This is a genomic window from Formosa sp. S-31 (genome assembly GCF_051172795.1).
Lineage (GTDB): Bacteria > Bacteroidota > Bacteroidia > Flavobacteriales > Flavobacteriaceae > Formosa.
Map to the genome: position 1 here is coordinate 20737 of NZ_JAENDK010000017.1, position 25855 is coordinate 46591.

The following is a 25855-nucleotide window of genomic DNA, read 5'->3' on the forward strand; positions in this document are numbered from 1 at the left end:
TACTTATTTTAATGTATTAGATTTTATTGAATTAACGCATGTTTTTCATGGCCTGCATCATGCGCTTACCACCGCCTCCTTGCATCATTTTCATCATTTTACTCATCTGGTCGAACTGCTTCAGCAACTGATTTACCTGTTGTACAGAAGTTCCAGATCCTTTCCCTATACGCTTCTTTCTGCTGGCATTTATAATAGCAGGTTTTGTACGCTCATCCGGAGTCATAGAATGTATTATTGCTTCTATATGTTTAAAGGCATCATCATCAATATCGATATCTTTTAACATTTTTCCTGCTCCAGGAATCATTCCAATAAGGTCTTTCATATTCCCCATTTTCTTGATTTGCTGAATTTGATTTAAAAAATCATCAAAGCCAAACTGGTTCTTAGCAATTTTCTTCTGAAGTTTTCTGGCTTCCTCTTCATCAAACTGCTCCTGAGCACGTTCAACAAGAGACACTACATCTCCCATACCAAGAATACGATCGGCCATACGAGAAGGATAGAATACATCTATGGCTTCCATTTTCTCACCGGTCCCAATAAACTTAATTGGTTTATCCACTACCGATTTGATAGAAATCGCAGCTCCACCGCGAGTATCACCATCTAACTTGGTAAGAATAACACCATCAAAATTCAAGACATCGTTAAAGGCCTTAGCTGTGTTAACAGCATCCTGCCCAGTCATCGAGTCTACCACAAACAATGTTTCCTGTGGTTTAATGGCATTATGAATATTAGATATTTCGGTCATCATTGCTTCGTCTACAGCCAAACGACCAGCAGTATCTATAATTACCACATTATGTCCATTAGCTTTGGCATGAGCGATACCTGCCTGTGCAATTGCAACGGGGTCATTATTATCTTTATCACTATAAACATCAACCTTTATCTGATCACCTACCACATGCAACTGATCAATCGCCGCCGGACGGTAGACATCACAGGCTACTAATAAAGGTTTCTTTGTTTTTTTTGTCTTAAGGTAGTTGGCTAATTTACCGGAAAAAGTTGTCTTACCAGATCCCTGTAAACCAGACATTAAAATAACACTAGGTGTTCCAGACAAATTAATTCCTGCGGCATCTCCTCCCATTAACTCGGTTAATTCGTCTTTAACGATTTTAACCATTAATTGTCCTGGCTGTAAAGCAGTTAAAACGTCTTGTCCAAGAGCTTTTTCTTTTACCCTATTCGTAAATTCTTTAGCTATCTTAAAGTTAACATCGGCATCAAGCAAAGCCCGTCTAACTTCTTTTAAAGTTTCGGCAACATTTACTTCGGTAATACTTCCATGTCCTTTAAGAACGTGTAACGCTTTATCTAACTTATCACTTAAATTATTAAACATAAACTTTCATCGAATTTTAAGAAATGCAAATTTAATGATTTGAAGTGTATTAACGAAGTATTAAAAAAAATATGTGAAAGGAATTTCTTTAATTTAAAGAAGAAGATCGCAAAATTCCCTAAAAGCTTAATTAAAAGAATTCGCTGTACTGCATAACCCTAAAATCGAAAGTTGTAAATTTAGGATTGGATTGTTTTAACTGTTTGTATAAGTCCATACTACCAACAGCTCTGTTCGCTGCTCCTGACGGCGCTGTTAATGATACGGTTTTTATTATCCGGTTATCCATGAGAAACTGATGAATACGAGGCACCTCGCCAGAAATTAACTTTAAAGACAGGTTATTTTCCTTTAAATGCTTTCTAAACAAATATTCCGGACCATTTTTGCTATTTCCACCAGTAAATAAAAGTGTATCAATTCTCGGGTATTGTTTTAAATATCCTACAAGGTCTCTTAATTTCACATCCTGCATTCCCAAATCGGAGGCATCAATTTTATCGCGATAACATAATTCCACGATATCGCAAACTCCAATATTTCTGGAATTCAAAAACGCCTTTCTTTCCTGTATTGCGCTTTCGGTAGTTTCAAATTTTAAACCCAGATTAAAAATAGTATTTAATATAGGCCATAACTGCCCGTCTATACTGCCGTAGCAAAAATCAACATCGCCAGCCTTAAATTCTCCCTGACTGAATCGTGGCGGAGGCAAAGTTCCAACGATAAGCTTAGTGGTGTGTTCATGTATAAAAGGCGGATAAGGATGTTTATGCAGAAACATAAAATTTTGAGATTTCTTTTAAAATTAGTACTTTAAAACAAAAACCATGGGCAAAGGCGATAAAAAAACAAAACGCGGTAAAATTTACAGAGGTACATATGGAGTAACCCGACCAAGAGTAAAAAAGAAAGTAAAACCGGAAACAAAAATCAATATAAACAAGGATGATATAGTCTCAAAATAATTACTGCTTGTAGCGCTCTCCTATTTTCTTTCCGATTAAATATGCCGAAATTATTGCAAATACAATTATAAACAGTGTAGCAAACACATAAAGTGTATATAACACCACATTGTCTTTGGAAGTAAAACAAAATCCTGTAAACAAACACGCTTCAAGTGTTTGTTTAGAACTAAGCGTAAGTATCACACTAATAAGCAACATTACAAATATTGCCGAAAGTATGTAATACCCGGTATAATTTCTAGGTTGTTTTCCTGTAGGCTTAAAACGGTCTCGCTGATCTTTAGAGCGTTTATTATCTTGTAAAGACCAACTCTGTTTCTGTTGAGAGTTGCTCATCGTATCTGTAATTTTCGTAATTAAATCCTTTTAAATCGTCTATAGTCTGGGCATTAGTATCTACAACATAACGCGCCATATAGCCTCTGGCCAACTTGGCATACGTCATTACTATTTTATACTCGCCGTTTTTAAACTCTTTAAAGGTAGCTGTAACAACCGGCACTTTTAAAGCTTTAACATCTACCGCTTTAAAATACTCGTTACTTGCTAAATTTAAAAACAACTCGCCATCTTCTAACTCCTCATTTAAAGCTTTAACTATAGACTTTTTCCAGAATTCGTATAAATTTTTCTTTGTCCCTACAGGCAATTTAGTTCCCATTTCCAGACGATATGGCTGGATCAAATCGAAAGGCTTTAAAATACCATACAATCCGGAAAGTATACGCACCGAATTTTGAAGTGTTCCTAATTTATCTTCGGGAATAGAATATGCATCCAGACCACGATACACATCACCGCTAAATGCATAAACGGCTTGCCTGGCATTGTCTTTTGTGAAAGGCAAACTCCAGTCCTGATTACGCTCGTAATTTAACTGTCCCAGCGCATCTGAAATATGCATTAACTTCGATAAACTTTTAGCCGATTTCTTTTTAATTACCTTATTTAATCGTTCTGCCTCTTTTAAGAAAACAGCTTCGGTCGATGCCTCTGTTGGTAAGGTGCTTTCGTAATCTAAAGATTTTGCCGGAGATAATACTAATTTCATTTATGTCGGATTTTATATTCGATATGTAATTAAATATTTGCTTTTACATTTACAAAACTACAAATGACACCACTTTTAAACTATTGTTATAAACTGTTGTTATCTATATTTAAATAAAAATTCTTTATTCTTCTGTCGCATCCACATCCTGATGCTTCACATAGTTTCGCCACTTCTCGATACATTGTACCATATCTTCAGGGATTTCCGAATTGAATCGCATAAACTCTTTTGTGCGCGGATGTTCGAATCCTAAGGTCTTCGCATGAAGTGCCTGTCTTGGCAGCACCTTAAAACAATTATCTACAAATTGTTTGTATTTGGTAAACGTGGTGCCTTTTAATATTTTTTCGCCACCGTAACGCTCGTCATTAAACAAGGTATGTCCAATGTGCTTCATATGCACACGAATCTGATGCGTACGTCCGGTTTCCAGTTTACAAGACACGAGAGTAACATAACCTAAACGTTCGATAACTTTATAATGCGTAACAGCTGGTTTTCCTTTGTCTGCATCTTCTCCTAAAAACACGGTATTCTGAAGTCGATTTTTAGGATGCCTACCTATATTTCCTTCAACAGTCCCTTCATCATCTTCCATATTGCCCCAAACGATTGCCACGTATTCGCGTTCGGATGTTTTTTCAGCAAACTGAAAAGACAAATTCGCCATAGCCTCTTCGGTTTTCGCTACTACCAAAAGACCGCTGGTATCTTTATCTATCCTGTGTACTAGCCCAGGTCTTCCAGAGGAATTCTCAGGCAAATTATCAAAATGATATATTAATGCATTTATTAAGGTTCCCGAATAGTTTCCGTGTCCGGGATGCACTACCATGCCCGCCGGTTTATTCACGACCAAAACATCATCGTCTTCATAAACAATATCAATAGGGATATTTTCTCCTACCAGTAAGTTCTCGTAAGGCGGATGAGCGAACAACACTTTTATTTCGTCGTTAGCCTTAACTTTATAATTGGATTTAACAGGAATTCCGTTTACATAAATATTTCCCAGTTTAGCCGCTGCCTGAATTTTGTTGCGTGTAGCATTTTCTACAAAATTCATTAAATATTTATCTATCCTTAACGGAGATTGTCCCTTATCGGCTGTAAAAGCATAATGCTCGTATAATTCGTCTTCCGACTCTTCTGTTTCTGGTGTGTAATCACTCATAATTATTCTCCTGGTCTGTTTCCGTTACCCAATATTAAGTCGATTTTAGAAGTTTTTGGCAACATATCTCCGGGTTTAATCTCCTTGCCTTCATGGGTCATTTTTAAGACCATATCTTTACCAATATTATCCACATAATCTACCTTTCCTACCGCAAAACCAAGCGCTTCCAACGTTGGCTTAGCTTGTCTAAAAGTACGCTCTTCCAATTCCGGAACTAATACTTTTCTATAACCGGACGGATTAAGTGTTATGTAAATTTTCCGATCTTCTTTAACTTTAAAACCTGGTTTCGGATCCTGTTCTATCACCGAGAACTTTGGGTAATCCGGGTTAAAATTCGCTGAATCCTGTATTTGAAGTACCAGATGATTGTGTTCCAGTTCCATTTTAGCCATATCTATAGACTTTCCTGTAAGATCAGGAACCGTTTCAAACTCTCCATGATTTGTAGTTGCATCCAGCCAACGCAACATTAAATAACTCACTACAAAAACAGCCACAACGGCTAATAATACATTTAAAAAAAAAGTTTTACTGGTAAGAAATTTTATAAGACTCATGTATGCTAATTTGTCAAGCAAAGATATAAAAACCGTTCTGTTTTTACTTTTGATTAATTAATGATATTTTAGCTTAACGATTTTTTCCATCGTTTCTTATGGTTATGAAAAAAAATATCGCCATCATCATGGGTGGTTATTCCAGTGAATTTGAGATTTCTTTAAAAAGCGGAAATGTTGTCTATCAATCTCTTGACGCTACAAAATACAATGCATACCGCATACACATTTTTAAAGACAAATGGGTGTATGTTGATGATACCGACAATGAATTTCCAATAGATAAAAACGACTTTTCAGTCGAAATAGACGGAAATAAAATAACTTTCGATTGTGTTTTTAATGCTATTCATGGTACACCAGGCGAAGACGGTTTTATGCAAGGCTATTTGGAGTTGCTAAATATACCCCATACCAGCTGTAACATGTATCAGGCAGGCATAACCTTTAACAAGCGGGATTTATTAAGCATTTTAAAACCTTACGGAATTAAAACAGCTGAGTCTTATTTCCTGAATTTGGGAGACGCTATTAACGAAGATGCCATAGTAGAAAAAGTGGGACTACCTTGCTTTGTAAAGGCGAATAAAGCTGGCAGCAGCTTTGGTGTTTCTAAAGTGTACAAAAAAGAAGACTTAACTGAAGCCATAAACATTGCATTTAAAGAAGACGACGAAATTATTATTGAATCGTTTTTAGACGGTACAGAAGTTTCTGTAGGCGTTATTACATACAAAGGAGAAACCAAAGTTTTACCTATTACTGAAATTGTTAGCGAAAACGACTTTTTTGATTATAAAGCAAAATATTTAGGCCAATCGCAGGAAATCACTCCGGCTCGATTAACCAAAGACCAAGAAGACAAAGTGAATACCATTGCTAAAAAAGTTTACGAGGTATTAAAAATGAAAGGCTTTTCCAGAAGTGAATATATTTTTAAAGACGGAGAACCGCATTTACTGGAAATGAATACCATTCCAGGAATGACCAAAGAAAGTATATTACCGCAACAGGCCGCTGCTGCTGGCATTTCACTTACTGATTTATTTGACAGCGCTATTGAAGAAGCTTTAAAATAAAAGCAGTAATTTTACAGTATGAAACGAGCTATATTTCCCGGGTCTTTCGATCCGATAACCCTAGGACATTACGACATCATTAAACGCGGTATTAAACTGTTTGATGAAGTTGTAGTTGCCATAGGTATAAATTCCGATAAAAATTACATGTTCTCCATAGAAGAACGCAAACAATTTATTGAAGAATCCTTTAAAGACGACCCTAAAGTTAAAGTTGTAACTTATCACGGATTAACTGTAGATTTTTGTAAAGAAATTGAAGCACCTTTCATCTTACGTGGTCTTAGAAATCCTGCCGATTTCGAATTTGAAAAAGCCATTGCCCATACCAATCGTAAACTGGCAGAAATTGAAACCGTATTCCTTTTAACCGCAGCCAGAACCTCATATATAAGTTCGAGTATTGTACGTGATGTAATACGAAATAATGGAGATTACAAAGTACTGGTTCCCGAAAGTGTAAACATAAAAAAGGCTCTGTAACAGAGCCTTTTCTTTTAAAATTTATATTCTGAAAGTGGTTTAGGAAACTTTTCAGGATCAGCCGCCAGATGGTAACGCGGATCGTGTACATCCTCTACAATCACCTCTCTAAACTTAGGATTCGCCTTATACATTAAAGTTTTACAATCCTCGCTTAAATGCTTTAACTTAATGCTTTTCCCCTGCTCCTCATACTTATTTACAATATTAGTAATTGCTTCTAAAGCAGAATGATCGCTTACTCTGGATTCCACAAAATCTATAATTACTTCATCCGGATCATTTTTAATATCAAACTTCTCATTAAAAGCTGTTATCGAACCAAAAAACAAAGGCCCCCAGATTTCGTAAGTCTTAACCTTTCCATCTTCAGAAAAACGCTTTCTAGCGCGAATCTTTTTAGCATTTTCCCAGGCGAAAGCTAAAGCCGATATAATTACCCCCACAAAAACTGCTATAGCTAAGTCGTAAATTACAGTAACTGCAGATACAATAACCAATACAACGGCATCTGCCACAGGAATTTTTCTGATAATTCTAAAACTGGACCAGGCAAAAGTTTCAATTACCATCATAAACATAACCCCTACTAAAGCTGCAATCGGAACCTGTTCAATATACTTATCGGTAAACAGAATAAATGTAAGCAAGGTTACCGCCATCATTACGCCAGATAATCGACCACGTCCTCCCGCATTAATATTAATTACGGTCTGCCCAATCATTCCACAACCACCGGTTCCTCCAAATAAACCACTAAGCATATTTCCTGCACCCTGAGCAATACATTCTCTGTTTCCGTTACCACGGGTTTCAGTTAATTCATCCACAAGATTCATCGTCATTAAAGACTCAATTAAACCTACCGAAGCCGCTAAAAATGCATATGGTAAAATAAATTTTAGGGTATCAAAATTAAATGGCAGATTTTGCCATAACTCTAAATTCGGTGTCGGGAATTCTCCTTTTAAGCCAGTACCTCCGCCTTCAATTATATAGGACCCAACGGTACTAACATCTAAACTGCCAAAAACGGTTACACCTGTAGTTACCAAAATGGCTGTAAGTGCCGCCGGTATTTTAGTTGTAATTCTGGGTAGCAACCAGATTATTCCCATAGTTAAAGCTACGAGCCCTATCATAGTATACAATTCGGCACCCTCCATAGGTATATTTATATAGCTTTTTACACCTTCGGCCGTAATTTCAAGCTTCTTATGGGAAAACATTTTAACCTGAGCCAGAAAAATAACGATAGCCAGACCGTTTACAAAACCCAACATTACTGGATGCGGAATTAATCTTACAAACCGCCCCAGCTTAAATACTCCTGCTCCTATCTGGATAACCCCCATTAAAATAACGGCTGCCAGAAGGTAAAAATATCCCATGTTTTCAATTGGAGTATCAAACAACATTCCTTTAGTATGACCTTCGGAAATTAAATGCACGAAAATTACGGCAACAGCTCCGGCTGCCCCGGAAATTAACCCTGGACGTCCTCCGAAAATCGCAGTGATTAACCCAATAATAAATGCACCTGATAAAGCAACTAAAGGATCTATCTGAGCCACAAAGGCAAAAGCCACTACTTCGGGTATCATAGCCAGAGATACTGTAATCCCTGCTAGCACATCATCTTTTGGATTGGGTGTAATTTTCCTTATAAAATCTGTCATGTCACTTAATTTTTAAGGGGCAAAAATACAGTTAAAATGACGACTCACAAGTTCTTAAACTAATAATTTCATTATGTTTGAAGCAAAAACACCAGCTATGAAACTTTTTAAACCTACCTTATTCCTTCTGCTCTTCATCTGCAATCTACAGGCGCAAAATCAAAAGTTGTTTTTAACACATTTTGAAAAAAGCAACGGCATGGAAACGGCGACATATCCTGAGGTTATTCAATACTACAAAGATTTGGCATCCAGTTTTCCCATAATTTCGATTCAGGAAATTGGAGATACCGACGCCGGACTTCCATTACACATTGTCACCTTGAATCCGGATAAAAATTTCGACTTTTCAACCATAAGAAAAGACAAACGCATACTTTTAATTAACAATGGCATTCATCCTGGTGAAAGCGATGGCATAGATGCTACTATGATGTTATATCGAGATATAGCACAAGGTAAACTTGCACTACCAAAACACACAGTATTAGTAACAATTCCGGTTTACAATATCGGAGGAAGCTTAAATCGAAATTCAACCACAAGAACTAATCAAAACGGGCCGGAAGAATATGGTTTTAGAGGAAATGCCCGAAATTACGACCTGAACCGAGATTTTATTAAAAGCGACACTAAAAATGCCAGAACCTTTGCTCAAATCTTTCATTTGGTACAACCCGACGTCTTTATAGATAACCATGTTAGCAATGGCGCCGATTACCAATACACTTTAACACATTTATTCACCCAACACAATAAACTTGGAGGTGAACTGGGCAATTACCTACACAACAATATGATGCCCGAATTAGTAAACGACTTAGCTAAAAAAGATTGGGATACTACGCCATACGTGAACGTTTTTAATCAGGTTCCTGAGACAGGATTTAGCCAGTTTATAGATCATCCAAGATATTCTACTGGCTACACCACATTATTCAACACGCTGGGCATGATGGTAGAAACACATATGTTAAAGCCATACAAACCCCGAGTAGAAGGTACTTACGAGCTTATGAAAAGCATGATTATGCTAATTGAAAAAGATTACAAAACCATAAAAAAACTAAGAGATGCTGCAAATACGTCTTATTTGACAGCAAAAACCTATCCACTTAACTGGATTGTGGACACTACAAAATCAACGACATTTCAATTTAAAGGATTTGAAGGCGAATACATAGACAGTGATGTTACGGGCTTAAAGCGCTTAAAATACGACAGAACCAAACCTTTTACCAAACCGGTAACCTATCAGAATTATTATAAAGCAACTACTAAAATCGGCATCCCTAAAGCCTATATTATCCCTCAAGGCTGGTTTTCCGTTATCGAATTACTAAAACTAAACCATGTTGAGATGTCTCGTCTGGAAACCGACAAAAGTTTTACTGTTGAAACATATAGGATAGATGATTTCGACAATAGAAAATCTGCTTACGAAGGTCATTACCTGCATTCAAACACAACAGTAACTTCTTCTATTGAAACGCGCCAATTTAGAGCTGGCGATTATTATATTGAAACCCGCCAACCTGCAATTAGATACCTTTTGGAAACTTTAGAACCTCAAGCGGTAGATTCCTTTTTTAACTGGAATTTCTTCGATACTATTCTACAACAAAAAGAAGGTTTTTCCCCCTATGTCTGGGAAGACATTGCTTTGCAATTGCTAGAAGAAAACCCGGATTTAAAACAGGAATTCGAAGCTAAAAAGCAATCAGATTCAGATTTTTCAAAGAACTGGTACGCCCAGCTAGACTGGATACACAAGCAAAGTAGCCACTATGAAAAAGCACATTTAACCTACCCTGTTTATCGCGTAAAATAACATTAAAAAAAGAAGTAACCTCGTGTAAAACATATTTAAAAATAGTATACTTTTGATTAAATTTTTTATCGCTATGCAGCGTCTTTAATGAACAAATATATTGTTGTCAATCAACCTGAAAAATGGAATTTTTCGATTGAGAATATTAAAGTAATTTCTTCACAAGAATACCTTACAAACCCAGAATTTTCATTAGTAAAAAAAGCCAGAATTTTTAATCTGTGTAAAGATTATTCGTATCAGTCTAAAGGATACTATGTATCACTTTTAGCCGAAGCGCGAGGCCATTTACCAATACCAACAGTAAAAAATATTGTCGACTTAAAAGCCTTGAAACTGGTTAGAATCGTGTCAGATGAATTTGACGACATTATTCAACAAAGTTTAAAGAACATAAAATCGCAGGATTTTACCTTAAGTATTTACTTTGGCCAAAATGTAGCTCAGAAGTATAAAGAACTCAGCCTGCTGTTTTACAAACATTTTCAGGTACCGTTTTTACGTGTAAAATTTAACCATACTACAAAATGGAATATTCAAAGCATTAAAGCCATTTCGGAATCTGAAATTCCTGCTGAACACTTGGAAAGCGTACAGCAATTTGCGAATCAATATTTTGCAAAAAAGCGTTATGACTTTCCAAAATTAAGCAAAAGCGATTTCGATCTGGCCATTTTAGTTAATACAAAAGATCCGGCACCTCCAAGCAACTCTAAAGCTTTAAAAAAGTTTATTGAGCAAGCAGAAAAGATGAACATTTATGCAGAGATAATCGAACCTAAAGATTTATCGAGACTGTCATCCTTCGATGCTTTATTTATAAGACAAAGTACCGAGGTAAACAACGAAGCGTATGCTTTTGCCAGAAAAGCGCAACAGGAAGGTCTTGCCATTATAGATTATCCAGATGCTATTTTAAAATGTTGCAATAAAGTTTATATGGCAGAAGCCTTGGAAAACGCTAACATAAAAACACCTAAAACGCTTATAGTCCACAAAGACAATAAACATCTGGTTTTAGCTGAAGTTGGATTACCTTGTGTTTTAAAAGCTCCAGATTCCACATTCTCGTTTGGAGTAAAAAAAGCGAAGACCGAAACAGAATACCAAAAGATCATTTCTGAAATGCTAAAAGAATCAGATCTTATAATAGCTCAGGAATTTTGCCCTTCAGATTACGACTGGCGTATAGGAATACTGGACAATAAACCCTTTTATGCCTGTAAATATTACATGGCCAAAGGACACTGGCAAATCTACAACTGGAATGCTAAACGCAAAAACGACCAGGATGGAGACGCTGAATGCCTACCCATAGATAGTGTTCCAAAATCTGTTTTAAAAATGGCCGTAAAGTCATCTAGACTTATGGGCAAAGGTCTCTATGGCATAGACATTAAAGTTGTAAACAACTCTCCAATGGTTATCGAAATTAACGACAACCCAAATATCGATTATGGTGTAGAAGACCTGTATTATGGAGACACAGTCTACACCGAAATTTTATCTGCTTTAAAAAAACGATTAGATTAAAATGAATAAAAAATATCATCTTTTTGATGTTTATGGTATTGAACTGGAGTATATGCTGGTTAACAATACCAACCTAAAAATAGCCCCGATAGTAGACAGTCTTCTAACCAAAAAGAAAGGCAAACTAACCTCCGATATCGACAATGGAAAAATAGCGTGGAGTAACGAATTAGTGGCTCATGTTGTGGAACTAAAAACGAAAGGACCAAGTAAGGATTTAAATGGTCTCGCCGATTTATTTCATAAAAACATAAAGGAAATAAATGCGCTGTTAAAGCCAATGAATGCAAAACTCTTGCCTGGTGCGGCACATCCGTTCATGAATCCTGTTACAGAAACCCAGATCTGGAAACATAGTTACAGTGAAGTTTATGAACTTTATAACCGAATTTTCAATTGTAAAAACCACGGCTGGAGCAATGTGCAGAGCGTACATATAAACCTGCCGTTTTTTGATGACAAAGAATTTGAAAAACTACATGCTGCTATAAGACTCATACTCCCGTTAATTCCGGGATTAAGTGCCAGTTCTCCTATTCTTGAAGGAAAAAAAACCGGGTATAAAGATACGCGACTGGAATATTATAAAACCAACCAAAAGGAAATACCTGAACTTACCGGCCTGGTAATCCCAGAACGGGCTTTTACTAAACTAGATTATTATGCGACTATTTTCGAGCCTATAAAAAAGGCCATAAAACCGGTCGACACCCATAATATTCTGGACCATCACTTTTTAAACTCTCGTGGCGCCATTGCCCGATTCGACAGAAATGCCATTGAAATCAGATTGGTAGATATTCAGGAATGCCCAAAAGCCGATATGGCAATTTGTGTTTTAATTATTGAAGCCATAAAATTATTAGTCAACAAAAAATTAGCCTCTTTAGCCAGTCAGAAACGCTGGGTTAAAGATGATCTGTTTGAAATTTTAAACCGTGCAATTAAAAATGGTGAAACTGCAGTCATTGAAAATACGGACTACTTAAATGTATTCCATATAGACGCTCCTTGTTCCATTCAAGATGTTTGGAAACACTTATATGCTTTAGCTAAACCGAATATTCATAAATCACACCATATCACCTTAGAAACTATTCTAAACGAGGGGACGCTGGCGACAAGAATTGAAAATGCTCTGAACGACGATTTATCTGAAGCGAACATCCTAAAAGCTTACAAGGCTTTAGCCGATTGTCTGGAAAATAACGAACTATTCTTAAAATGAAACTGGTATTAACCTGCGAACATGGCGGCTGCAATATTCCCGGCCGCTTCGCTTATCTATTTGATCAAGCAGGGGACATACTACAATCGCACCGCGGATACGACATGGGCGCCTTAGACCTTTTTGAATACTTAAAACCTCTATCTGAATTTTCTAAATATAGCGAAACCTCTCGTCTGTTAATAGAACTAAACAGATCTTTACATCATAAAAATTTGTTTTCTGAATTTACTAAACCACTATCAAAATCAGACAAATCAGAATTAATTCTTACATATTATAATAGTTACAGAAATAGTATTGAAGACTATATATCTGAAGAAATACAACAAGGTAATTCTATCCTGCATATTTCAGTCCATAGCTTTACTCCAATACTAAACAATAACTTTAGAAATTGTGATGTCGGTCTTTTATATGCCCCTGAAAAAACAAACGAATCACTTTTTTGTAAAACGCTAAAAACGAACTTAACACTTATAAACCCAGAACTAAAAGTCCGTTATAATTATCCATATCTTGGAACCGCAGATGGATTTACAACTTACCTGCGCAAAACTTTTAAAACTAATTATTCGGGAATAGAATTAGAAGTAAATCAGAAATTTGTCTTACAAAATAAAATGCCCATTACACTGAAGCAGTATATTTACAAGGCCTTACAAGCCTGTTTATCTAGATAAGCAAACGAATATTTGCGTACGAATTCTCTAAAGCCTGAACGGCCTGAACCTCGTCTAGCCATTCTACTTTCGTAATACCTTCGTTAATTTGCGGCCATAAATTACCCGAAAACGTTGTGGTCATTTCAAACCAGTAGGTGACTTTGATTTTATATTTTCCGTTGCGTTTAAAAATATGATATGTCGTCTCTAAAGGCTTTGTTATTTTAAGACCTTTTACTCCGGTTTCTTCTTCAACTTCCCTAATCGAAGTTTCTTCTATACTTTCTTTAGCTTCGGCTTTTCCTTTTGGCAAATCCCATTTATCATTTCTGTATATAAAAAGAATCTGACCGTTTTTATTGTATACCTTCCCACCTCCGGCTTCCACCACAGGTAATTTTTTAAGAAATTTCTTTAACAGCTTGTCTTCATTCTTATGAATTAATCGTACCTCCTTTAACGAAGTATTATTTAATTCTTTTATAACTTTTCCCAGCTGGACTGTATCTAACAGGTAGTTTTTAAAATAGGTTTCCTGCTCGACCTTTGTAGTTAAAATTATAGGTTTATCGTTGACAAATACTTTATACATCGTAAAAAATCCACTATTAACACGGTAAAAGTATCAATTTTTCGAGGAAACGTGTTAACTTTAAAAAAATAATTTTAATACTTTTTACTATTACATAAATTTAAATTTATGTGTAGTTTTGCTACTATGATTTTTAATAAACATACCGCTCGAAAAACTGCTGAAATTTTATTGCAGGTAAATGCTATAAAATTAAGCCCAAGTGCTCCATTTACATGGGCATCTGGATGGAAATCACCAATTTACTGTGATAACAGAATCGTATTATCATTTCCTCCAATTAGAAATTACATTCGCGAAACTATGGCTAAGCATATTGAAAAACAATATGGAAAACCAGACGTTATAGCAGGTGTTGCAACTGGAGCAATAGGCATTGGCATGTTAGTTGCCGAATACCTTGGTGTTCCATTTATTTATGTTAGACCGGAAGCAAAAGGCCATGGTCGCAAGAATCAAATTGAAGGATTTTATCAAAAAGGTCAGAACGTTGTGGTTGTAGAAGATCTTATAAGCACAGGAAAAAGTAGCCTTAACGCTGTAAAAGCATTAAAAGACGAACAACTTAACGTAAAAGGCATGATTGCTATTTTCTCTTACGGCTTTAATGTTGCCAACGAGAATTTCGCCGATGCCAATGTTACCTTACACACTTTAAGTAACTACGACAGCTTATTGGAGCAGGCTGTAGAAACCAATTATATCTCACAATCTGAAATGCAAACTCTGGCAGATTGGAATGCTAACCCAAGCGAATGGAACGCTATTTGATATATTGAGTAAAAACAAAAAATCATGAATTTAGAATCCCCAAAAGTTTCAATAAGTAAATCATCTCAGGATATTTACAATTTCTTATCGGATGTAAAAAACTTTGAAAAGCTAATGCCTGAAAACATTAGTAAGTTTGAATTATTAGAAGACGATAAATTTCTGTTTGCTTTAAAAGGCATGCCGGAAATTATTCTGAAAAAGAAAGAAGTTACTCCACCTAACAAAATTGTTTTAGGTGCTGCAGGAGGAAAAATGGATTTTTCTCTAACAGGGAATATAATAGATACAACAGAAGGTAAAAGTGAAGTACAGTTAAAATTTGAAGGCGACTTTAACCCTATGATGGCTATGATGGTTAAAGGACCTATCTCAAAATTTTTAGAGACTTTAGTAAATAAAATGCCGGAAGCACTTTAATACATTAAAGTCAATTCTTTTAACTCGAATTCCTTAATAACCTGGTCTTCTAATAGAACCTGTAAACTTCCAGATTCACTTACTCCTTTAATAATACCAACAAACATAGAACCTTCAGCATTTTTAAATGTTGAAGGTTTATTTTTTTTAAACAATACGCGTTCATATTCCATTTTAATAAGCTCGTATTGTTCATTCTCCAGGATAGAAAAAGTTTCTTTAAGTTCTACTAAAACATACTGCAGCACTTCATCCAGTTCATAATGCACACCTATGGTATTAATTATGGAATTAGCCTTTGGTAAATTAGAAAAGTCAGTCTGATTAACATTAATGCCCATTCCTAAAATGGTATCCCGCAGTCCACCTTGCTTTATAACATTTTCAATTAAAACCCCACAAAGCTTTTTATTTTCTGACAAAATGTCGTTTGGCCATTTAATTCTTACTTTTGGCAACATCATTTTTTTAAAAGCTTTGTATATAGCTATAGCAGTTGCCATACTTATATAAAAATGTCTTTCCAAAGGCAGAAAAGCGACATCCTTAAACACGCTAAACATAAGGTTTTTAGATGGTTCAGACTCCCAGACCGTCCCCATTTGTCCTCGCCCCAAATACTGATGTTTAGCGGTAACTACCGTATAATCCGGCAATAATTCACAACTACTTAATTGTTTTAAAAACGTATTTGTAGAATCGATGGCATCAAGTTTGATTATACGCATTTATATTATTTATATTAGCAGGATAAAAACTTCTGTAAAATTTAAAGTATAAAGAACTAAAAAATAATAACTTTGTACAAATTAATTCAAATTAATGGCGAAAGAAAACACAAATGCAGACCTACTAATTGCAACTATACTTAGTGGAATTGAAGATGTTAAGGGTAAAGAAATAAACCTTCTTGATTTACGTGAAATTGAAAATACGGTTTGCGACTATTTTATAGTTTGTGAAGGAAGTTCTAACACTCAGGTTAATGCCATTGTAAACGCGGTTCAGAAAAAAGTAAGTAAAGAACTTAAAGATAAACCTTGGCACGTAGAAGGTCAGGATAATGCTGAATGGGTTCTAATTGACTACGTTAATGTAGTGGTTCACGTTTTTCAAAAACACATTCGCGAATATTACGATATAGAAAGCCTGTGGGGAGACGCAAAAACAACTATAATTGAAACAAATTATTAATATTTTTTAATGGCAAAAAACAACAAAACTCCAAATAAAAAGCCGAAATTAAATCCGTACTGGATTTACGGCGCATTAATTGCATTTTTTATAGCAACACAACTGTTTAACAGTAGTAGTTTACAAGATGCAAATTCTACTACGCCATCTCAATTTATGAAATATCTTGAAGATGGAGATGTTCAAACTGTTGAAATTGTAAACAAAAGAGAAGCTAAAGTTTATCTTACCGATGAAGCTTTAAAAAAGGAAGAGCATAAAAAATCGAAGCCTTCTACCTTACTTCCATCAACGACAAGATTACCTAATTATTCTTTTGAATTCGGAGACCTTCAGAATTTCGAAAATCAGTTACATTCCACGATTCAGGAGAAAGATTTAAAAACAACAATAAACTACAAAACAGAACAAAACCTTTGGGGTGATTTTCTGATTGGTATATTACCATTTATCTTATTAATTGGAGTTTGGATTTTCATTATGAGAAGAATGTCTGGAGGTGCCGGTGGAGGTGCTGGCGGACAAATATTCAATATAGGAAAGTCTAAAGCCAAGCTTTTCGACCAAAATACAGACGTTAAAACATCGTTTAAAGATGTAGCCGGTTTAGAGGGGGCTAAAGAAGAAATCCAGGAAATTGTAGATTTCCTTAAAAACCCTGAAAAATATACTTCTCTTGGAGGTAAAATTCCTAAGGGTGCTTTATTAGTAGGCCCTCCAGGAACAGGTAAAACACTTTTAGCTAAAGCCGTTGCCGGTGAAGCTAAAGTGCCTTTCTTTTCACTTTCAGGATCAGATTTCGTGGAAATGTTTGTTGGTGTAGGAGCCTCTCGTGTTAGAGATCTATTTAAACAAGCCAAGGAAAAATCGCCTTCTATTATCTTTATCGATGAAATTGATGCTATTGGTAGAGCAAGAGGTAAAAGTAATTTCTCAGGATCGAACGACGAAAGAGAAAACACCTTAAACCAATTATTAACGGAAATGGATGGTTTTGGAACTAACACTAATGTTATTGTACTTGCCGCAACCAACAGAGCCGATGTTCTGGATAGCGCTTTAATGCGTGCCGGTCGTTTTGACCGTCAGATTTTTGTTGATCTTCCTGATTTAAGAGAACGTAAAGAGATTTTTGAGGTACACCTAAAACCTATCAAAAAATCTGAAAGTTTAGACACTGATTTTCTTGCAAAACAAACTCCGGGATTCTCGGGTGCAGATATTGCCAACGTATGTAACGAAGCCGCATTAATTGCAGCAAGACAAGGTAAAAAGGCTGTAGACAAACAAGACTTCCTGGATGCGGTAGACCGTATAGTGGGAGGTTTAGAAAAGAAAAACAAAATTATTACACCTAGTGAAAAGAAAGCCGTGGCTTATCACGAAGCCGGACATGCCACTGTTAGCTGGATGTTGGAACACGCTGCACCACTAGTTAAGGTAACCATAGTACCACGCGGACGATCCTTAGGAGCAGCCTGGTATTTACCGGAAGAACGCTTAATTGTAAGACCAGAACAAATGCTGGATGAAATGTGTGCTGCTTTAGGTGGTCGTGCTGCCGAGCAAGTCATTTTCAATAAAATATCTACCGGAGCTCTTAGCGATTTGGAAAAAGTAACCAAACAGGCCAGAGCCATGGTAACAGTTTATGGGTTAAGTGATAAAGTTGGAAATTTAACCTATTACGATTCTTCAAGCCAAAACGAATACGGATTCACAAAACCTTATAGTGAAAAAACAGCTGAACTTATCGATAAGGAAATTTCAGATATTATTGAAGAACAATATGTAAGAGCTGTTAAACTTCTGGAAGATAATAAAGATAAACTTACAGAATTAGCAGAAGTACTATTAGAGAAAGAAGTTATCTTTAAGGATAACCTAGAAAAAATATTTGGTAAACGCGCTTTCGGAACAGAAGAAAAAACGTTGTTAGACCAATAAAATTATTTAAAGTAAGTATCGCTTACTTATACTAAAAATCTTAAATTAACCCTCGGGTTAGTTTAAGATTTTTTATCTTTGAAAAAACCTGATTAAATCAAGATTAATAGCGAATGTCTTAATGAGTCTATTTAGAAAACTTTTCGGATCCAAATCTAACAAAGAAGAAGAGGAAATACAATCTGAAGACAGAGGCAAATATATGCCAGATATAAAATTACCAATTGACGAACGGTTTACTATAAACTTTAAAGCCAATGGTGGTAAATTTTTATATTGCGAAAATATAGATGAAGTTTTTGAAACTCTGGATCATATCATAGAAGAAAATAGTTGGGAAAACGAAAAAATTTTAATTCTGGATCAGGATTTAAAAAAACGTTTTGCCTCTTCCAGTTTAAATATTGCCAGTCCGAATGCAACAGATGCCACTTATTTTTTAACAAGTTGTGAAAACCTGATTGCAGATGACGGTTCTCTGTTAATTACATCTAAACAAATAGCAGAAAAAAAACTGGCCGATTTACCTGATAACTTTATAGTCTTTGCCACTACAAGTAAAATTGTTGAAAATATAAGCGAAGGGCTTAGAGGAATAAAATCTAAAAACACGCAAAAAATACCTACCAACATTACTACAATAAAACATTTTAAATCTGTTGATGAAAAAGATTTTATGACCTATGGTAGTAGTTCAAAAAACTTATATTTGCTGCTTTTAGAAGACCTCTAGCATGAAAGAAATACTTACCAGATCTATTTTTGGTTTACTTTATATTACTTTATTAATTGTTTCGCTTTTTAACGAACAGGCACTCACATTGTTATTCTTTATTTTCGGACTTATTTGTGTTGCCGAATTTAAAAAACTCATTGAATTCAGAGGCTTTGCGCCGTTTTTAATATTTATAGTTATTTATCTGGTATTCGGGCTTTGGCACATTGTCTCGCCAGAAGTTAAAGGTATAAACGAAGCATCTCAAATTTTATTGGTTCTTTCCATCTTTATAGAACTGTTCCTTATCAAGGACTTGTTTTCTAAAAAAGCAATCCCTATTTTTAAGTTTAAACGCTTTTTATTAACCTCTTTTTATTTATCAAGCGCTTTTGTATTTCTAATACTGATTGCAAAATTTGAAAATGCCTACCACCCTTCTATTCTACTGGGCTCTTTTATTTTAGTATGGGTAAACGACACCTTTGCGTTCTTAGTGGGTAAAAATTTTGGACGTCAGAAATTATTTGAAAAAATTTCACCCAAAAAAACTGTTGAAGGTTTTATAGGAGGCTTATTTTTTTCGTGCATTGCAAGTTATTTTATTGCTACCTTTACCGAAACTTTAAACTTTAATCAGTGGCTTATTTTAGCTATTATAATTAGTGTTTTTGGAACGCTTGGCGATTTAATCGAATCTAAATTTAAACGTCAGGTAAATGCAAAGGATAGTGGTATTATAATGCCTGGTCACGGCGGACTTCTTGACCGATTAGATAGTATTATCTTTGCAGCTCCTTTTATTTATTTGTTTTTAAGAATATTAAATTATGTTTCATAAAGAAGGATTTAAAATTATACTAATAACATTCGTATTAGTTATTGCCTCATTTTTAGTAATAGACCAGTTTGTTTCTATAAACTGGTTAAGAAATATGTTATTTTTCACACTGTTTGTGTTCTTAATTTTAATTCTTCAGTTTTTTAGAAACCCGAAACGTAAAGGAACATTAAACGATAATCATGTTCTATCTCCAGTGGATGGAAAAGTGGTCGTTATTGAAGAAGTTTTCGAAAAAGAATATTTTAAGGAAAAACGCTTACAGGTAAGTGTTTTTATGTCGCCAATAAACGTTCACGTTACCCGTTACCCAATAGGAGGTGAAGTAGTTTTCAGTAAATACCATCCAGGAAAATACCTCGTAGCCTGGCATCCTAAAGCCAGCGAAGAAAACGAACGCACAACCGTAGTTGTACAAAATAAAGCTTTTGGCAAGGTACTTCACCGACAAATTGCGGGTGCTTTAGCCAAACGCATTGTTAATTATGCTAAAGTTGGAGATCAGGTAACACAGGCAAGTGATTCTGGCTTTATTAAATTTGGTTCGAGGGTTGATTTATTTTTACCTTTAGGTACCGATGTAAAAGTTAAACTTAACGATAAAGTTAAGGGTGGAGAAAGTATTATAGCGGAATTATAATATTATAACATGACTTCTGAAGAATTGGATGCAGCTTTTAAAGATGCTGTAGAACGCATCAATAATCTTCCCGGACCTTTCCCGGCCGACTTCCTTTTGCGTTTATATGCCTATTATAAAAAAGCTACAAACGATTATAGTAAACCAAGTGGAGGTAAAGCTATAATTAATGCTTTTAAAACTAATGCCCTATTCCAGGTAGAAGATATTTCTGAAGACGAAGCTAAGCGTATATATATTGATCTGGTAAATAATTATTTCTTATACAGAAAATAAGTCTATTCTCCGTATAAGAAATAATCACATTTTTAATCTCACTTTATTTTACTTTAAAACAAAGTCTAAAGGCACTCCTGTTGCACTATTTGGAAAACTAATGCCTAACAATCCAGACATTGTTGGAGCGATATCAATAATTCTTGTTTTCTGTAATGTACTTCCATGTTTTATTCCTTTACCAAAAAACAATAACGGTACATGAGTGTCGTAATTTAAACCTGAACCATGTGTAGAGCCTTTTTTACCATAAGAAATAACAGCAGGAACAAATTCGTATAAAACATCTCCAGAACGTTTTAAATTATATCCGTTTTCTAACAGTTCTTCTACACCGGAATTAAAGGTGGCATTTGCTATAGTTGCAGCTGCGTATACTTTATCAATAAATTCATATGACTGTAATTCCATTACTATAGCATGCTGTACACTTGCAAGGTCCAGACCTAATTGCTTAATTTTATCTCGATTTAAAAAGATTTGATTATTGCTAATATTTTCAATTAAATCTGAAGCCAGATAACGCTTTACCATAAAGTCATTTAATTGCGATTTAAATGCTTTCTTTCCAAAATAACCGGCAGGGATTTTTTGAGTTTCCAGGTAAGCTGGCACGTCTACGGCTCCATGATCTGCCGTTAAAAACACGGTATACTCTCCTGCTCCAACTTCCTTATCTAAAAATTTTAGTAAACGCTCCAAGTCTTTATCCAGACGGATATAAGTATCTTCAACTTCTTTTGAATTCACACCAAAATTATGGCCCACATAGTCTGTACTGGAAAAACTTACTGTTAAAACATCAGTAATTTCATCTGCTCCTAATTTTTCGCCCTTTACAGCTTCCATGGTAAAGTCTACAACTATAGAATTTCCATAAGGCGTCGTTTTTAAAATATCATAGCCATCATTTTCCTTACTTAAAGACTTTAAATCGTATGGAAAAGTTGCTGTTTCCTTTCCTGTGAAACCTTCTTCAAAATCATTTAGATCAGAACCACTTTCGGTATAATTCTTAATATTATACAACGTATTCCAATCTTTCAAATAAGACTTTACGGTTTTAGACTTATTAAAATTGCTTACCCATTTTGGTAAAGCTTCCTGATAAAATGTACTGGAAATAAAAACGCCTTCATCCTTACCATGAAACCAGTATGCGGCATTTGCAGTATGCCCTGCAGGTAAAATTGCGCCTCTATCTTTTATAGAAATTCCTATAGTTTTTCCTTTATTTTGAGTAAAAAGTCTGTTTTCATCTGCAAAAGTAGTAGCTAACATACGATGCGGCGACATTTTGCCGGCGTCAGATGTAGACCCAACAGTTTTTACTTTTGCATCTCCTGCACAATATACGTAGTCCTTTATTGATTTGTCGTACCAGTCGTTCCCGATAATACCATGGTTTTTAGGGGTTGTACCAGTGTAAACAGAGGCATGCCCCGGAGCTGTTTTTGTTGGTATGTAATTAAAGTGATTGTTTTTACAGTTAAAACCTTCGTTTATTAAGCGTTTAAAACCGCCTTCTCCATATTGATTATAAAATCGGGTTAAATAATCATAACGCATTTGATCTACAACAATACCAACAACTAATTTCGGTTTTACGTAGATATTTTCTTGGGATTGAAATTGAACATCTTCTTGGCCGTTAACAGAAAAACTAAAAGTAAATAGAATTAAAAATAAGATTGAATATTTCATTAGGTGTAAATTATTAAAACAGTAAAAATACAACTTTTAAAATCCTTCTTATTTTAATTAATCATTAAATAAGTAATAGTATTTTTTTACTTTAGCAACTAGAATTTACTATATGAGTTATCTTCACAACATAGGTGCTTACACCTTAATGATTATACAGATTTTTAAAAAACCGACTAAGTGGTCGGTAATGAAAAAACTCATTTTAAAAGATATAGACGATTTAATAATTGGTTCTTTAGGCATTGTTGCATTTATTTCCTTTTTTGTTGGAAGTGTAGTTACTATACAAACGGCTCTTAACATGGACAACCCTCTAGTGCCCAAATCTCTAATAGGTTTTGCAACACGCCAATCGGTAATTTTAGAATTTGCTCCTACCTTTATGTCTGTAATCATGGCAGGAAAAGTAGGTTCATTTATAACATCCAGTATTGGAACCATGCGTGTTACAGAACAGATTGATGCCTTAGAAGTTATGGGTATTAATGGAATAAACTACTTAGTATTCCCTAAATTAATAGCTTTATTACTATATCCGTTTTTGATTTCCATATCTATGTTTCTGGGTATTTTAGGTGGATTAGCAGCCTGTTATTTCGGAGAATTCGCTACAGTAAATGATTACCTAACAGGTTTAAAGGAAGACTTTATTCCGTATCATATTGTTTATGCCTTCATAAAAACATTCGGGTTTGCCTTTTTACTTGCTACTATCCCGTCTTTCCATGGTTTTTACATGAAAGGAGGCGCTTTAGATGTTGGTAAGGCCAGTACCGTATCCTTTGTTTGGACGAGTGTAGCCATAATTGCACTTAACTTTGTTTTAACCCAAGTACTTTTAAGCTGATGATTGAAGTTAAAGATTTACATAAATCGTTTGGAGATGCTCATATTCTTAAGGGAATAAGCACCACTTTCGACAAAGGAATTACAAATTTAATTATTGGACAAAGTGGATCTGGTAAAACGGTATTTTTAAAATGCCTACTGGGATTATTCGAATACGAAAGTGGAAGCATCTCTTACGAAGGACGTGTTTTCTCAAATCTATCTGAAGATCAAAAAAGAGATCTACGTGCTGAAATAGGTATGGTTTTTCAAGGAAGTGCTTTATTCGATTCGATGACTATAGCAGAAAATGTAAAGTTCCCGTTACGCATGTTTACAAAACAAAGCAACAGTGAAATGGACGACCGGGTAAACTTCGTTCTAAAACGGGTTAATCTTGAAAATGCGCATAAAAAATTACCGTCTGAAGCCTCAGGAGGAATGCAAAAGCGTGTTGCCATTGCGAGAGCGATAGTAAACAATCCTAAATATTTGTTCTGTGACGAGCCAAACTCTGGTCTGGATCCTAAAACAGCTATCGTAATCGATAATCTGATTCAGGAAATTACAGACGAATACAATATTACAACCGTAATCAACACACATGATATGAATTCTGTAATGGAAATTGGTGAAAAAATTGTATTCTTAAAAGATGGTCTTAAAGCTTGGGAAGGCTCTAATAAAACCATTTTTAAAACTGATAACGAGGTGGTAACTGACTTTGTATATTCGTCTGAATTATTCAAGAAAGTACGTAAAATGTACCTGGAAGAAAACCAGTAAATTTAATTCGATACTTGTTTAACAACCAAGGTATCTAATTTCAACTTATACTTTAACCACTTTTCCAGAGTTTCTTTTTGATCCTGAATTTCAGATTTCTTCAACTTGGCATCCTTTTTCCAACGTACCGCAAAAACAGGGACTGTATCCGTCTTTTCAAAATTTGAAGTTATTACAGGCGAGTAACTAAACTGATCCAGATTCTTATAATTTATATGAACTTCTTTCATAACCTCTTCAAAAGGAATAGTCTTTTTCTCCAGATATTGCAATTGAGCCAGTTTACTTTCTAAAAATGAAATTTTCTGACTTTGAGATAATAAATCTAACGAATCACGAGATCTCAATTGCTCCATATACTTTACATGATCAAAATCTGATCGCGTTTGATTCACTACAAATTTCGCATTTTTTAAAGCTGGATAAGCTTGCATACGTGCTTTAAGTAAATCAATAGTTTCATCAGGAATATAGCTTAAACCATAAGTGTTAAACTGTATAAAAGATTCCTCCTTTTTAGTAGAATACTTAAAAACCACATTTTTCTTTACATATTCATATTGCGGTAAACCCTTTAATTCTTCATCCAAATAAGATTGCACTTCTCTGTTAAAATTACTCTCCTTTAAAACGTCTATAAACGTCCATATTGCAGGTATCATAGCAACTATGGCCAAAATAGATGCTATTTGAGATATACGTTTCCTCTTTTGAGAATTTACGTATTTTATCATTGGAAAGCGTAAAATCTTAAGAGCTACAAAAGTAGCTAAGGCAATAAAAATCGTGTTGATTATAAACAGGTAAAACGCCCCTGATGCATAACGGATCCCTTTTGAAAAATCGTCTAAGGATACAGCTAATCCATAACCTACTGTACATAAAGGCGGCATTAAGGCTGTAGCAATAGCAACTCCAAAAATTACCGAAGCAATTGTTCCTTTTTTAGTCCGTGCTATTATAAGGGCTGCTCCACCAAAAAAAGCAATTAATACATCACGAATATCTGGTTTGGTACGCGCTAATAATTCTGAAGATTCTATTTGAAGTGGAAAAAACTTATAAAAAAAGAATGCAGTAAGTACACTCAAAAAAATCATTACACCGAAATTAACAAGCGATTTTCTTAAGGTATCAATATCGTTAATGGCTACTGAAAGCCCAATGCCTAAAATAGGCCCCATTAAAGGAGAAATTAACATGGCTCCAATAACTACTGCAGTCGAATTGGCATTTAATCCAATAGAGGCCACAAAAATAGAACAGATAAGAATCCATGCTGTTGCTCCTTTAAACGGAATATCTCCTTTTATGGCATCGATAGTAGCCTGTTGATCGGTATCCTGTCTAAAATCAAGAAGATCAGAAAGAAAGGTCTTTATACTTACTAAAAGTCCTTTCGCTTCTTCTTTTATGGCTTCTTTGGAATCTTCTACGGCTGCATCCTTAGCTTCTGCAGCCGCCTGATCTTGCTTTTTTGCTTCTTCTTCAGAAAAATTAAACTTGTTTTCGGTCATA

At 35.1% G+C, this 25855-nt stretch carries 28 protein-coding genes; 17 read left to right on the forward strand and 11 right to left on the reverse strand.

Features of this window, described 5'->3' with window-relative positions; translation table 11 throughout:
• Positions 1 to 31: 31 nt before the first annotated feature.
• Both ffh and I3217_RS15095 read right to left on the reverse strand, forming a co-directional pair.
• Positions 32 to 1360, reverse strand: coding sequence for a signal recognition particle protein (gene ffh / locus I3217_RS15090; RefSeq protein ID WP_435050608.1), 1329 nt, complete (start codon positions 1358 to 1360; stop codon positions 32 to 34).
• A 130-nt stretch (positions 1361 to 1490) separates the two neighbouring features.
• Positions 1491 to 2144 (reverse strand): uracil-DNA glycosylase family protein, encoded by a 654-nt coding sequence (locus I3217_RS15095; protein WP_435050609.1) that lies wholly within the window; start codon positions 2142 to 2144, stop codon positions 1491 to 1493.
• A gap of 46 nt (positions 2145 to 2190) precedes the next feature.
• Here I3217_RS15095 and I3217_RS15100 point away from each other — a divergent pair, with 46 nt between their 5' ends.
• Entirely contained in the window at positions 2191 to 2328 is a 138-nt protein-coding gene (locus tag I3217_RS15100; protein ID WP_435050610.1) for a 30S ribosomal protein THX, read from the forward strand.
• Here I3217_RS15100 and I3217_RS15105 read toward each other — a convergent pair whose 3' ends face one another.
• The 4 genes from I3217_RS15105 to I3217_RS15120 form a co-directional block, all read right to left on the reverse strand.
• Entirely contained in the window at positions 2329 to 2667 is a 339-nt protein-coding gene (locus tag I3217_RS15105; protein WP_435050611.1) for a hypothetical protein, read from the reverse strand.
• Positions 2624 to 3382 carry a peroxide stress protein YaaA gene (gene yaaA, locus I3217_RS15110; protein WP_435050612.1) on the reverse strand — a complete coding sequence of 253 codons (759 nt, stop codon included), beginning with the start codon at positions 3380 to 3382 and terminating at the stop codon, positions 2624 to 2626. Before yaaA ends, I3217_RS15105 begins: the two co-directional genes overlap by 44 nt.
• A gap of 124 nt (positions 3383 to 3506) precedes the next feature.
• A complete protein-coding gene (locus I3217_RS15115) occupies positions 3507 to 4559 on the reverse strand; it encodes an RluA family pseudouridine synthase (protein ID WP_435050613.1) in 1053 nt (350 codons plus the stop codon).
• A 2-nt stretch (positions 4560 to 4561) separates the two neighbouring features.
• Positions 4562 to 5122, reverse strand: coding sequence for a PASTA domain-containing protein (locus I3217_RS15120; protein WP_435050614.1), 561 nt, complete (start codon positions 5120 to 5122; stop codon positions 4562 to 4564).
• Positions 5123 to 5226: 104 nt separating this feature from the next.
• Between I3217_RS15120 and I3217_RS15125 the strand changes: the two genes are divergently transcribed.
• Positions 5227 to 6201 carry a D-alanine--D-alanine ligase gene (locus I3217_RS15125; RefSeq protein WP_435050615.1) on the forward strand — a complete coding sequence of 325 codons (975 nt, stop codon included), beginning with the start codon at positions 5227 to 5229 and terminating at the stop codon, positions 6199 to 6201.
• 18 nt (positions 6202 to 6219) lie between these two features.
• A complete protein-coding gene (gene coaD / locus I3217_RS15130) occupies positions 6220 to 6684 on the forward strand; it encodes a pantetheine-phosphate adenylyltransferase (protein ID WP_435050616.1) in 465 nt (154 codons plus the stop codon).
• Positions 6685 to 6698: 14 nt separating this feature from the next.
• Here coaD and I3217_RS15135 read toward each other — a convergent pair whose 3' ends face one another.
• Positions 6699 to 8363: a SulP family inorganic anion transporter gene (locus I3217_RS15135; RefSeq protein ID WP_435050617.1), complete on the reverse strand. Its 1665-nt coding sequence runs from the start codon at positions 8361 to 8363 to the stop codon at positions 6699 to 6701.
• A gap of 97 nt (positions 8364 to 8460) precedes the next feature.
• On the opposite strand from I3217_RS15135, the gene I3217_RS15140 reads away from it, so the two are divergent.
• From I3217_RS15140 to I3217_RS15155, 4 genes are all read left to right on the forward strand, one after another.
• Complete coding sequence (locus tag I3217_RS15140) at positions 8461 to 10194, forward strand: M14 family metallopeptidase (protein WP_435050618.1); 1734 nt, start codon at positions 8461 to 8463, stop codon at positions 10192 to 10194.
• 87 nt (positions 10195 to 10281) lie between these two features.
• Positions 10282 to 11727 (forward strand): RimK family protein, encoded by a 1446-nt coding sequence (locus tag I3217_RS15145; protein ID WP_435050619.1) that lies wholly within the window; start codon positions 10282 to 10284, stop codon positions 11725 to 11727.
• A gap of 1 nt (position 11728) precedes the next feature.
• On the forward strand, positions 11729 to 12955 hold the full coding sequence (locus tag I3217_RS15150; protein ID WP_435050620.1) for a glutamate-cysteine ligase family protein: 1227 nt from the start codon (positions 11729 to 11731) through the stop codon (positions 12953 to 12955).
• On the forward strand, positions 12952 to 13638 hold the full coding sequence (locus I3217_RS15155; protein WP_435050621.1) for an N-formylglutamate amidohydrolase: 687 nt from the start codon (positions 12952 to 12954) through the stop codon (positions 13636 to 13638). The genes I3217_RS15150 and I3217_RS15155 overlap by 4 nt, the downstream gene beginning before the upstream one ends.
• On the opposite strand, the gene I3217_RS15160 is transcribed toward I3217_RS15155, so the two are convergent.
• Positions 13631 to 14212: an NUDIX hydrolase gene (locus tag I3217_RS15160; protein ID WP_435050622.1), complete on the reverse strand. Its 582-nt coding sequence runs from the start codon at positions 14210 to 14212 to the stop codon at positions 13631 to 13633. The two genes, I3217_RS15155 and I3217_RS15160, sit on opposite strands and share 8 nt — an antisense overlap.
• Positions 14213 to 14338: 126 nt before the next feature.
• Between I3217_RS15160 and pyrE the strand changes: the two genes are divergently transcribed.
• The gene (pyrE, locus tag I3217_RS15165) at positions 14339 to 14983 is read left to right on the forward strand and encodes an orotate phosphoribosyltransferase (RefSeq protein ID WP_435050717.1); all 645 of its coding nucleotides are present in this window, start codon (positions 14339 to 14341) and stop codon (positions 14981 to 14983) included.
• A 24-nt stretch (positions 14984 to 15007) separates the two neighbouring features.
• Complete coding sequence (locus I3217_RS15170; protein WP_435050623.1) at positions 15008 to 15403, forward strand: SRPBCC family protein; 396 nt, start codon at positions 15008 to 15010, stop codon at positions 15401 to 15403.
• Here I3217_RS15170 and I3217_RS15175 read toward each other — a convergent pair.
• Positions 15400 to 16131 carry a biotin--[acetyl-CoA-carboxylase] ligase gene (locus tag I3217_RS15175; RefSeq protein WP_435050624.1) on the reverse strand — a complete coding sequence of 244 codons (732 nt, stop codon included), beginning with the start codon at positions 16129 to 16131 and terminating at the stop codon, positions 15400 to 15402. The genes I3217_RS15170 and I3217_RS15175 overlap by 4 nt on opposite strands.
• 94 nt (positions 16132 to 16225) lie before the next feature.
• Here I3217_RS15175 and rsfS point away from each other — a divergent pair, with 94 nt between their 5' ends.
• From rsfS to I3217_RS15205, 6 genes are all read left to right on the forward strand, one after another.
• The gene (rsfS, locus tag I3217_RS15180) at positions 16226 to 16597 is read left to right on the forward strand and encodes a ribosome silencing factor (RefSeq protein WP_435050625.1); all 372 of its coding nucleotides are present in this window, start codon (positions 16226 to 16228) and stop codon (positions 16595 to 16597) included.
• Between the two features lie 9 nt (positions 16598 to 16606).
• Entirely contained in the window at positions 16607 to 18544 is a 1938-nt protein-coding gene (ftsH, locus tag I3217_RS15185; protein ID WP_435050626.1) for an ATP-dependent zinc metalloprotease FtsH, read from the forward strand.
• A 121-nt stretch (positions 18545 to 18665) separates the two neighbouring features.
• On the forward strand, positions 18666 to 19277 hold the full coding sequence (locus tag I3217_RS15190; RefSeq protein WP_435050627.1) for an LUD domain-containing protein: 612 nt from the start codon (positions 18666 to 18668) through the stop codon (positions 19275 to 19277).
• A 1-nt stretch (position 19278) separates the two neighbouring features.
• Complete coding sequence (locus tag I3217_RS15195; protein ID WP_435050628.1) at positions 19279 to 20100, forward strand: phosphatidate cytidylyltransferase; 822 nt, start codon at positions 19279 to 19281, stop codon at positions 20098 to 20100.
• Positions 20090 to 20740, forward strand: coding sequence for a phosphatidylserine decarboxylase family protein (locus I3217_RS15200; protein ID WP_435050629.1), 651 nt, complete (start codon positions 20090 to 20092; stop codon positions 20738 to 20740). Before I3217_RS15195 ends, I3217_RS15200 begins: the two co-directional genes overlap by 11 nt.
• Before the next feature lie 9 nt (positions 20741 to 20749).
• On the forward strand, positions 20750 to 21016 hold the full coding sequence (locus tag I3217_RS15205; protein ID WP_435050630.1) for an acyl-CoA-binding protein: 267 nt from the start codon (positions 20750 to 20752) through the stop codon (positions 21014 to 21016).
• 48 nt (positions 21017 to 21064) lie between these two features.
• On the opposite strand, the gene pafA is transcribed toward I3217_RS15205, so the two are convergent.
• Positions 21065 to 22720, reverse strand: a complete 1656-nt coding sequence (gene pafA / locus I3217_RS15210) for an alkaline phosphatase PafA (protein WP_435050631.1) — start codon at positions 22718 to 22720, stop codon at positions 21065 to 21067.
• Between the two features lie 112 nt (positions 22721 to 22832).
• On the opposite strand from pafA, the gene I3217_RS15215 reads away from it, so the two are divergent.
• Both I3217_RS15215 and I3217_RS15220 read left to right on the forward strand, forming a co-directional pair.
• Complete coding sequence (locus I3217_RS15215) at positions 22833 to 23570, forward strand: MlaE family ABC transporter permease (RefSeq protein WP_435050632.1); 738 nt, start codon at positions 22833 to 22835, stop codon at positions 23568 to 23570.
• Positions 23570 to 24337 (forward strand): ABC transporter ATP-binding protein, encoded by a 768-nt coding sequence (locus I3217_RS15220; protein WP_435050633.1) that lies wholly within the window; start codon positions 23570 to 23572, stop codon positions 24335 to 24337. Before I3217_RS15215 ends, I3217_RS15220 begins: the two co-directional genes overlap by 1 nt.
• A 2-nt stretch (positions 24338 to 24339) precedes the next feature.
• Here I3217_RS15220 and I3217_RS15225 read toward each other — a convergent pair whose 3' ends face one another.
• Positions 24340 to 25854, reverse strand: a complete 1515-nt coding sequence (locus I3217_RS15225) for a DUF389 domain-containing protein (RefSeq protein ID WP_435050634.1) — start codon at positions 25852 to 25854, stop codon at positions 24340 to 24342.
• Position 25855 lies beyond the last annotated feature (1 nt).